The sequence below is a fragment of the bacterium genome (assembly GCA_028820935.1).
GTDB lineage: Bacteria > Actinomycetota > Acidimicrobiia > Spongiisociales > Spongiisociaceae > Spongiisocius.
Genome location: JAPPHZ010000044.1, coordinates 61,424 through 71,441, shown reverse-complemented (window position 1 = coordinate 71,441; position 10,018 = coordinate 61,424). Strand labels below are relative to the sequence as shown.

Here is a 10,018-nt window from a genome sequence, read left to right as displayed (position 1 = left end):
AACTAGCAACTAGCAACTAGCAACTAGCAACTAGCAACTAGCAACTAGCAACTACTGACGCTTCCCGACCGGAGTGGCGGTCCCGTCCGCCGCCACCTTGACGCCGTAGACCTTCTCGGCCTGCTCCGGTGATACATACCCGTCGAGGACGTCCTCCCGCACCAGCTCGATGGGGCGATCGAGAGGGCTCCCCCAACCGCCCCCACCCCCCGAGAGGTTGCGGAACCGGTCGCCCGGCTGCATGGTGAACCTCTCCATCCGCGCCCGGTGGGCACGGTCGGTGTCGGGCCACACGATCATGGCGTTGGTCTCCGGCTCGTGCCCGCCCCGCAGCGCCCAGGGCTTGGTCTTGGTCTTCTTCTTCATCGACAGCATCTCTCCGGTGGCCAGGAACCTCACCTCGCGGCAGATGCCCAGGCCTCCCCGCCACTTCCCTGCGCCGGCCGAGTCCTCCCGCAACTCAAGGCGTTCGTGGAAGATCGGGGACTTGTGCTCCAGGACCTCCATCGAGGTGTTCCGCACCGCCGTCGTGGAGGGATGCTGGAGAGCGGTGGCCCCGTCGTAGTCGGGTGTGGCGCCCCAGCCGATACCCTCGTTGTTGCTTACCGCGTAGATCTCCCCGGTCTCGGGATGGGTTCCCACCGCCATGAAACCCGGCTCGTCCGAACCTGAGGAGGCGTTGATCTCGTCCATCCCCTGCGCCAGGGCCTTGTTGATCAACTCGAAGGCCGCCATTCCCGTCCACAGCGTGAAGGTGGCCGCCGGGTAGACGGCATGGAAGAGGTTCCCGGGCGGGCAGGACACCGTCAGGGGCTCGAAGTGGCCGTGGTTGGCGGGGGTGTCGGGAGTGGTGAGGGACTTGAAGACCGACTTGGCCAGGCTCGAGGTCTTCCCGAAAGGCATGTTGACCGGCCCCGGTACCGCGTCGTCGGAGTCGCCGTAGTCGACGATGAACTTCTCGCCTTCGATGGTGACCGTTACCGCCATCCTGATGAGATCGTGGGAGATGCCGTCGTCGTCCAGCCAGTCATGGGCCGACCACTGCCCGTCGGGCATGGCCCGCACCGCCTCGGCGGCTGTCTGCGCCCCGTGCTCGATGATGCGGTCGATGGCGGCGTCGACCTTCTCCAGGCCGAACTTCTCCCAGATCTGGTGGAGGCGGCGCTCGCCCACCCGTAGCGCGGAGATCTGGGCATGAAAGTCCCCGATGATGGTCTCGGGCATCCGGGAGTTGTACCGCAGGATGGCCATGATCTGCTCATCGATCTTCCCCCGGCGGATCAACTTGACACCGGGCATGATCAGGCCCTCCTGGTGCATGGAGGTGGAGTCCAGGACGTAGCCGGGATCCTTGGCGCCCAGGTCCATCCAGTGAGCCCGCACCGCCAGGTAGGCGTCGGGAAGCTCGCTTCCCTCGCAGAAGACCGGGGTGAACAGCATGGCGTCGGACACGTGGGCCCCGCTCCAGTAGGGATAGTTGATCATCACCACGTCGCCGGGGTGGAGGTTCTCGACCCCCACCTTCTCCACACCCTTGTGGATGGCGTAGTCGTTGGCGCCCAGGAAGGTGAGTATTCCGGTCGACTCGGAGATCAGCCGGCGGTGGCGGTCGTACATGGATATGCCGAAGTCCAGGACCTCGTAGATCACCGGGTTGAAGGCGGTCCGTACCAGGGTGCGCCGCATCTGCTCGGACGTGGAGTTCAGGTAGTGGCGGATCACCTCCACGGTGGCGCCGTCGAGGGCCTGGGTCTTGCTCATCTCGCCACTTTCTCCCGGAGACCTACCACAAGGTTGCCCGAGGCATCCGGGACCGCTGTCTGGTCGCCGTGGATGATCGTGACCGAGGTGGGCTCACGGATGATGGCGGGACCGTCGATCTCGACCCCCGCCTCCAGCAGGCTCCGCTCGTAGATGGGGAACGGGCGGCTCTGCCGGGTGGCGAAATCGAAGGCCTGTCGCTCGCCGGCGCGGCTCTCCGTTGCAGCTGTCGCCGCCGTATGGCTCCCCCCTAGGAGGGCGGACGGTTTCTCCAGGCGACCGATCGCCCTGACCCGGGCGGTGAGGATCTGGACCTCCTCCGTCAGGCTGTGCCCGTAGCGCTCGACGTGCCTGCGATGGAACCGGTCGATCACCGAGCCCGTGTCGTCGGCCTCCTGCAACTCCACCGACAGGGTGTGTTCCTGGCCGTTGTAGCGCAGGTCCAGGCGCCTCAGCAGCACCCGGCTACCGGGCGGTACGGACTGGGCGGCCAGCACCTGGTCGGCCTCGCTCTCGAGTTGTGCGAACACCCCTTCTACCTGGGCCAGGGCGGCGTCGTCGAGCATCGTGAGCACCGTCTGGCCCAAGTCGTACTCCAGGTCCGACATGAGCATCCCCCAGGCGGAGAACACGGCCGGGGCGGCCGGCACCACCACTTCGGGCAGGTCCATCTCCCTGGCCAGGAGCGGCGCCAGCATCGGCCCCGCCCCCCCGAAGGCCACCAGCGAGAACTCCCTGGGGTCGAGACCCCTCTCCACCGTGATCTCCCGGATGGCGCCCACCGTACGGGCCAGCAGCACGTCGAAGACAGAGGCGGCGGCCCGCTCCGTGGACATGCCGAGCGGCTCCGCCAGCTTCTCGGTCACGCCGCGGACCGCGGCGGCCTCGTCGAGGCTCATCTCGCCTCCCAGGAACTCGTCGGCCGCCAGGTATCCGAGGCAGAGGGCGGCGTCGGTCACGGTGGGTTCGGTATTGCCCCGCCCGTAGCAGATCGGTCCCGGTACTGCGCCGGCGCTCCGGGGGCCGACCCTGAGGAGCCCCTTGTCCATCCAGGCGATGGACCCTCCTCCCGCCCCGATGGTGCGGATGTCGAACACCGGAATGCGGATCGGCAGGGCCTCGATCTCGGCTTCGTAGACCTCGGTGGGGGCGCCGTCCACGATGACGCAGGCGTCGAGGCTGGTCCCCCCCACGTCGAAGGAGATGAGGGAGGAGCGGCCGGTCGCCTCCCCCAGGCTGATGGTTCCGGCGATGCCGCCCGCCGGGCCGGAGAAGACGGTCAGGAGCGGCGACACGCGGGCGATCTCCGAGGTCATAGCTCCCCCCGCCGAACGCATGATCAGGAAGGAGCCGTCGAATCCCCCGTCTCGGAGCCGGTCCTCCAGATCGGTGAGGTACCTGCCGAGGATCGGACGGATATAGGCGTCGGTCACCGCCGTCGACGTTCGCTCGTACTCGCGGTACTCCCTCACCAGGTCGACCGATACCGAGACCGACAGATCCGGGAAGGCCTTGGTCAGGATGCTCTTGGCCGCCTTCTCGTGCTCACTATTGGCGTAGGAGTGGAGAAAGCAGACCGCCACCGACTCCACGCCTCGCTCCGAGAGCAGGCGGCCCGCCTCGATCACCGCATCGTGGTCGAGCTCCTCCACCACCTTGCCGCGGTGGTCGATGCGTCCCGGAACCCCCACCGTGTGGCGGCGCTTGACCAGCAACTCCGGCCGCCGGTAGCGGAAGTCGTACATGGAGCCGCGGGGCAGGTCGCCGCGGGCGATCTCGAAGATGTCCCGGAACCCGGCGTTGGTGATGATGCCGGTGACCGACCCCCTGCGTTCCAGGATGGCGTTGAGCCCCAGCGTGGTGCCGTGGGTGTACACCGATGCCTCCTCCAGGGAGGCGCCGGTGGCTCGGGTGGCGGTGATGACGCCGTCCGCCGGCGCCGCGGGGGTGGTGGGGGACTTCCGCACCGTGATCTTCCCGCTCTGCTCGTCGTAGGCGATGGCGTCGACGAAGGTTCCGCCGATGTCCACCGCCAAGCGGTGTCTGCGTTCGGTCATGCTCAACTTCGGAGAGGAGGCGTTGCGGTCAGGCGGCCGGCCGGTCGTCCCGCACCACTCGCCCGGACTGCATGACGAAGGAGATATCTCGCATCGCCGCCACGTCGGCCAGCGGGTTTTCTTCAACGGCGACCAGGTCGGCGACCTTACCCTCTTCAACAGTACCGATTTCCGCCTCCATTCCCAAGAGGCGGGCGGCATTGGAAGTTGCGCCGGCGAGGGCCAGCTGCGGGCTAAGCCCGGCGCCCTCCATGAGCCCCATCTCGTGCACCGTCACGGAGGTGTCGTCGATGGGGTCGCCCGGCGGGTAGTCGGTCCCATTGACCATCGTCACCCCCGCGGCCACGGCGCGGCGGATGCTGGCCAGGTGGGAGGGGTGTACCTCGAGAGACTTCTCGATCTGGAACTCCTCGAACCCCCTCCAGCGCATCCACTCCTGCGAGCTGGTCACGCACAGGGTGGGGGTGAGGAACACGCCCTCCGCCGCCATCCGGCCGGCCGTCGCCTCGTCCAGGTCGTAGGCGTGCTCGAAGGAGCGGATGCCGGCGTCGAGCCCCCAGTTGATGGCGAGGGACGAGGCGGCGTGGGCCACCACGTACGTGTCGCGCTCGGCCGCGGCGTCGACAGTCGCCCGCATCTCGGCCTCGGTCATCTCCGGCTCATCGAAGGTCTCGCCCAGGTTGGCGATACCGCCGGTGATGAACACCTTGATGTGGGAACAACCCGCGTCCAACTCGGCCAGAGCCGCCTCCCGGAATGCGTCCGGTCCTTCGGCGAACACGCTGCCGACACCTTCCCCGTGTCCTCCCGGGGCTCCGATCGCCCGGCCGGCGCCGACGATCCTCGGCACATCGGCCCATCCCGCCCGGGCCGCCTCGGCGAGCAGCAGGTCGGCCCGGTTCAGCTCATGGACGCAGCGGATGGTCGTGACGCCCGCCCGGAGTGCATCCTGCGCCCGCCCGTAGGCCCGGAGCACGGTGAGGCCCGGGTTCTCGTTCTCATCGGTGTCCGAGAACGGGTACACCACAGACAGGTGGGTGTGAACGGAGATCAGTCCCGGCACCAGATAGCGCCCACCGAGGCTCATCCGCTCGCCGGCGCCCGGCTGCCTGCTGACGGCGCCAATCCTTCCATCCGATACCTCGACGCTGACCCCGTCTCGAATCTCCCCGGTGACGACATCCACAACCCGCGCATCGGTCAACCACATTTGCCATCTCCTGATCGATTCTTCGTGCAACGGTACGCGCGCCCGGCCAGCCCTGGGCTACCCCGGACGGATTGCCTGGCCGCTTCCTCATTCGTTCCCCGAAGAGAACGGCGGCGTGATTGAGGAACGGTAGTGCCAGCGGCAAGGGCAGCCGGTAGCGTCGGGCTTGATGCGGGTGCTGCTCATCACCAACGACTATCCACCCCGGCCGGGCGGGATCCAGCAGTACCTGTCCAATCTGGTCAGATACTCCTCGGCCTGTATCCGGGTGCTGGCCCCGGCTCACCCGGGGGCGCCCGCGGAACCCCACGTGGCCCGGTCCGGCTGGAAGTTCATGTGGCCCACCTCTCGGGTACGGGAGTGGATCGCCGGGCAGATGGTGGAGTTCGAGCCGGATGTCCTGCTCTTCGGCGCGCCCCATCCGCTCGCCCAGCTCGGCCCTCGTCTCAGCCGGACGTTCGGGCTTCCCTACGTGGTGATGGCGCACGGTGCGGAGGTGACCCTGCCGGGAGCCGTACCGGGTGTCCGCCAGCTTCTCGGCCGGACGTTTCGCCGTGCCTCCCTGGTGTTGACGGTCTCCCGGTACACGGCGCGCCGGGTGGAGCGCATGGGCGCCGTCCGGACCACGGTGCTGGGGGCGGGAGTGGATCTGGACACCTTCACTCCGGGCGCCTCCACCTGTGGCCGCGACCGGCCCGTGATCGGGTGCATATCGCGTCTGGTGCCTCGCAAGGGCCATCTGCGGGTGCTGGCGGCCGCCGAGCGGCTCAGCGCGGCCGGTACCCCCGTGTCCGTGCTCCTGGCCGGGCGGGGCCGGCTGGAAGGCCGGGTCCGCAACCGCGCGGCCCGGGCCGCGATTCCGGTCGAGGTCGTCACCGACGCCGCCTGGGAGGAGCTTCCCGATCTCTACCGGTCGTGCGACGTGTTCGTGATGCCGGCCCGATCCCGGTGGCTCGGCCTGGAGATCGAAGGCCTCGGGATCGTCTACCTGGAGGCCTCCGCCACCGGCGTCCCGGTGGTCGCCGGCACGTCGGGCGGAGCTCCCGAGACCGTGGTGCCGGGGGTGACCGGATACCTGGCCGTCACTACCGGCCAGATCGCGGAGGCGGTCGGATTGGCTCTCGAGCAGCGTCCGGAGATGGGTGCGGCGGCCCGCGCCCACGCCGAGCGGCATTTCTCGTGGGAATCGGTGGCCGGGCGTCTCGATTCCGCCCTTCGCCAGGCGGTGGACGGCATCTGATCCGAGGCCTATACCGCGCCTGTGACGGGCTTATGACTACCGTCTATCGCCAACCGGAGGGCAGGGGAGGAGAGTATCGATGCGGGCCATCGTGATATCCGAGCTCGGCGGTCCCGAAGTGCTGGAGCTGGTGGAGACCGCTGATCCCGTACCGGGTTCGGCCGAAGCCGTTGTCGAGGTCGCTGCCGCAGGGTTGAACTTCATCGACACCTACCACCGCAGCGGGCTCTATCCCGTCGAAGTACCTTTTATCCCCGGAATCGAGGCCGCGGGCACGGTCACGGCGGTCGGCGGGGACGTCACCGAGGTGGCGGTGGGAGACCGGGTGGCTTGGGGAACCGTACCGGGGGCGTACGCTGAACTCGCCAGGGTGCCCGCCGATCAGCTGGTTCCGGTCCCCGACGGCGTATCACCTGACCAGGCGGCGGCGCTGATGTGCCAGGGTCTCACCGCCCACTACCTGGCAGTCGACACCTACCCCCTCGAGCCGGGATCGGTCTGTCTCATCCATGCCGGCGCCGGCGGCGTCGGTTTGCTGCTCACACAGATCGCCAAGCGGCTGGGCGCCACGGTCTACACCACGGTGGGAACCGAGGCCAAGGCCGAGCTGTCCAAGGCGGCGGGCGCCGACCATGTGATCGTGTACACGCAGGAAGACTTCGCCAAGCGGGTGGAGGAGATCGGAGGCCCCAGGCCGCTGGATGTCGTGTACGACGGTGTCGGGAAGGCGACGGTCCCGGCCGGGCTCGGTCTGCTCCGCCCGTTCGGGTTGATGGTGGCGTTCGGCAACGCCTCCGGCGCGGTGGATCCCATCGACCCGCTGGATCTCACCGCCAACGGTTCGATCTTCTTCACGCGGCCGACCTTGTTCCATCACGTTGCCACCCGACCGGCTCTGCTGTCACGCAGCGAGGAACTGTTCGCCTGGGTGGCCGGCGGGATGGACGTACGGATCGGGGCACGGTTCCCGCTCAAGGCGGCCGCCGACGCTCACCGAGCACTCGAAGGGCGTGCTACCACGGGCAAGGTGCTCATCGAGCCGTGAAGCGCGGTACGGGGCAGGCGCGACGGGTAACGATCGGTTTGGTGCTGGCCGGACTGGTTGCCGCGTGCTCGACCACCACCCCGCCTGCGGTGGCGCCGGACACTCCACCTCCTTCCGAACCGGCCGTTCCATCCACCCGGCCTGCGGACCCCGAACCCGCCCCAACGTCCTCTGCGCCGTCCACTACCGCTGCCCCGGCCGCCGACAAGCTGACCGAGGCGGAGGCGCAGCCGGCCGTACCCGAACCGGTCATCGAGGAGTCGCCGGAGGTGGTCGAGCCGGAGGCCGGGCCCGTCACCGACGACCCGGCGACGCCGGTGGAGCCCGATGCCGAGCCGGATGTGGAGGCCACGCCCGAGAAGACCGGGCCCGCTACGGAGGACGTCCTCGAGGGCGAGGATCCGGTACCGGCGCCGACCGGCATGACCATCGACTTCCCACCCGGCGAGGACCTGATCACTATCGCCGGTACGGTCGCGCCCGGCGACCGCCTGCCGTACGTGATAGATGCGCTGGCCGACGTCCAGTACACCTTCACGCTGGGCGCGCCCGACGGCGTGTGGCTGGACGCCGGGCTGGGTGAGGACGTGGCCGGCTTGCCGGGAGAGCGGCCGAGACGGGCCTCCCTCGTCCTGCCGGCGAACGCGACCTGGCTGCTGGAGGTGGTCTCCACCGCCGATCAGCCTGCCGACTACGAGATCACCGCCACGATCCGCTCCCTCGACCTCGGTCCGCCCTCCGGTCCGGTGGTCTACCTGACCTTCGACGACGGCCCACATCCGGTGCATACCGCCGAGGTGCTCGACTTGCTGCGGCGATACGGGGCACGCGCCACCTTCTTCGTGGTCGGGGCGATGGTCGAGCGCTTTCCCCACGTGCTGAACAGGATCCTGCTCGAGGGCCACACGGTGGCCAACCACACCTGGAATCACGAGAACCTGACGAAGCTGTCGGGCGAGGCGATAGACCGGACGCTCGAGCGGGCCCAGGAGATCCTCGGAGCCAACGCAACCGCCTGCATGCGCTCTCCCTACGGGGCGATTGACGATCTCGCCCGGCAGAGAGCGGAGGAGCAGGGCCTGGATGTGATCATGTGGAGCGCCAGCGCCAACGACTGGCTCGACCTGACCCCGGACATGATCGCCCGACGGATCGTGGCGGGCGCGGTCGATGGTGGCATCATCCTGATGCACGACGGCGGCGGCGATCGTACGCGCACCGTGCAGGGACTGGATCTGGCCCTCCAGCAGATGTCGGGTCAGGGCATGCGCTTCGAGCCCATCTGCACCCACTAGGTCGCGGCGGCCACCAGCAAAGGGATCCTGACCTCGCGGGGGTCCAGGCCGCCGTGATACCCCACCATGCGCCGGTCCATGTGGCCGGGGAGTAGCACCCGGCCGGCGTCAGCCAGGAAGGCGCCGTCCGGCCTCGCCCGCCGAGCCGCATCCTCCGCCGGGTCGCCGGGTGGACCCCACCAGGACTCGATGCGCCTTGCCGGGTACCAGGTAGCCGGGATCTCGGCTCCAAGCGTCTCGATCCGACTGGCGGGGCCCCGGACGTAGAGAGAGCGTGGATCGCCATAGAGCACCAGGTCAGGATGGTGACGCCTCCGGATTCGGTGCTTGCCGGCCTTCTCGATGGAAACCAGCCCGTGATCCGCCGTTCCCACCATCCGGACTTGGGGAGGAAGCAGGACGGAGAGGCGCTCCCAGGCATTGGCTGCCTGGGAGAGGGCATCTGCGTAGGCCTCGCTGCCGAACCCATGCACGTGGGCCGAGATGTCCACGTCCGGGAAGTAGGCGAACACCAGGCGTCCGGGAACGGGAGCCAGGTCCAGCACCGCCTGGACGAAATCAGACATGCCGTCGACCCCTTCGAAGCGGCAACCCCGGTACAGGACGCGGGTAAGGGGAGTATCCGAGTAGCCGCGCGGTTGCACGGTGATGGGCTCGATGCCTGCGGCCGCCAGTCGCTCCCACAGGTTGGGGCTCGGAATGGTGTGGCTCCGGACGGGGACGGGACGGCCGGTGCTGTCCACCCACCGGAGCACGTTGACCGGATGGGGGTGGTCGTCCAGCAGCATGAAGTGTCCGATCACGCCGTGCCGGCTCGGAGGGAGCCCGCTCGCCACTGTGGCGAGGCTGACCGTGGTGGTGGTCGGGAACGGGGCGTCCAGCGTTCCCTGCCGGGCCGCCGCCAGGGACGAGGCCCTACGGTGGTCCAGTTGGTGGGCGCCGAGCCCGTCGATCATCAGCAGGACGTAGCTGGCCGCGTCGGGGATCCGGTCGGACAGGTGGGGATGGAGTCGAGCGGAGGGCGCCGACCCGGTCAGCCGCCATTCCAACTCGGCGACGAGGTTGGGCAGGGATCCTCCCGAGTAGTCCGGGATCCGGAGCGGGGCGGTCTCGGTCACCCCCGAACGCTAGCGGTTCACCGGTCACCCGGATGAGGGCGTGCCGGACTCGGCTCGGCACCGCATTTCGTCCTAGTGGTCTGTCTGTGTAATGGCGGTGTGGTATGGCGAGGCAGCGGTGTTCCTCGCAAGGCCCGCTGACGAAGGCGTACCCGCAGCGGTACGTAGAGGAAGCGGAACGAAGCGACGGGGCGCCGATGGCCGCCAGAGCACCCGTTTGTTTCGCAGACAGACCACTAGGTCAAAGGCGGCGTGAATTCAATCCGTCTCGGGTTGGTACCTATACTCGCCA

General features: G+C 68.5%; 7 protein-coding genes. 3 read left to right on the top strand and 4 right to left on the bottom strand.

Features of this window, described 5'->3' with window-relative positions; all coding sequences use genetic code 11:
• Nucleotides 1–51 precede the first annotated feature (51 nt).
• From OXM57_13000 to OXM57_12990, 3 genes are read right to left on the bottom strand one after another with little or no spacing between them, the layout of a single operon-like run.
• Entirely contained in the window at nt 52–1,761 is a 1,710-nt protein-coding gene (locus OXM57_13000; protein ID MDE0353594.1) for a hydantoinase B/oxoprolinase family protein, read from the bottom strand.
• Nucleotides 1,758–3,818 carry a hydantoinase/oxoprolinase family protein gene (locus OXM57_12995; GenBank protein MDE0353593.1) on the bottom strand — a complete coding sequence of 687 codons (2,061 nt, stop codon included), beginning with the start codon at nt 3,816–3,818 and terminating at the stop codon, nt 1,758–1,760. The genes OXM57_13000 and OXM57_12995 overlap by 4 nt, the downstream gene beginning before the upstream one ends.
• A gap of 28 nt (nt 3,819–3,846) precedes the next feature.
• Entirely contained in the window at nt 3,847–5,028 is a 1,182-nt protein-coding gene (locus OXM57_12990) for an amidohydrolase family protein (protein ID MDE0353592.1), read from the bottom strand.
• Between the two features lie 169 nt (nt 5,029–5,197).
• Between OXM57_12990 and OXM57_12985 the strand changes: the two genes are divergently transcribed.
• The 3 genes from OXM57_12985 to OXM57_12975 all read left to right on the top strand — a co-directional run bounded on the left by OXM57_12985 (nt 5,198) and on the right by OXM57_12975 (nt 8,608).
• The gene (locus tag OXM57_12985; GenBank protein MDE0353591.1) at nt 5,198–6,268 is read left to right on the top strand and encodes a glycosyltransferase family 4 protein; all 1,071 of its coding nucleotides are present in this window, start codon (nt 5,198–5,200) and stop codon (nt 6,266–6,268) included.
• A gap of 79 nt (nt 6,269–6,347) precedes the next feature.
• Nucleotides 6,348–7,313: a quinone oxidoreductase gene (locus OXM57_12980; GenBank protein MDE0353590.1), complete on the top strand. Its 966-nt coding sequence runs from the start codon at nt 6,348–6,350 to the stop codon at nt 7,311–7,313.
• Nucleotides 7,310–8,608, top strand: a complete 1,299-nt coding sequence (locus OXM57_12975) for a polysaccharide deacetylase family protein (GenBank protein MDE0353589.1) — start codon at nt 7,310–7,312, stop codon at nt 8,606–8,608. The genes OXM57_12980 and OXM57_12975 overlap by 4 nt, the downstream gene beginning before the upstream one ends.
• Here the strand turns inward: OXM57_12975 and OXM57_12970 are convergent.
• The gene (locus OXM57_12970; protein MDE0353588.1) at nt 8,605–9,726 is read right to left on the bottom strand and encodes an alkaline phosphatase family protein; all 1,122 of its coding nucleotides are present in this window, start codon (nt 9,724–9,726) and stop codon (nt 8,605–8,607) included. The two genes, OXM57_12975 and OXM57_12970, sit on opposite strands and share 4 nt — an antisense overlap.
• Between the last annotated feature and the right edge of the window lie 292 nt (nt 9,727–10,018).

Bases quoted from the DNA above. Each gene is read 5' to 3' on its own strand.
- OXM57_13000 (MDE0353594.1), bottom strand. From the start codon at position 1,761: ATGAGCAAGACCCAGGCCCTCGACGGCGCCACCGTGGAGGTGATCCGC.
- OXM57_12995 (MDE0353593.1), bottom strand. From the start codon at position 3,818: ATGACCGAACGCAGACACCGCTTGGCGGTGGACATCGGCGGAACCTTC.
- OXM57_12990 (MDE0353592.1), bottom strand. From the start codon at position 5,028: ATGTGGTTGACCGATGCGCGGGTTGTGGATGTCGTCACCGGGGAGATT.
- OXM57_12985 (MDE0353591.1), top strand. From the start codon at position 5,198: ATGCGGGTGCTGCTCATCACCAACGACTATCCACCCCGGCCGGGCGGG.
- OXM57_12980 (MDE0353590.1), top strand. From the start codon at position 6,348: ATGCGGGCCATCGTGATATCCGAGCTCGGCGGTCCCGAAGTGCTGGAG.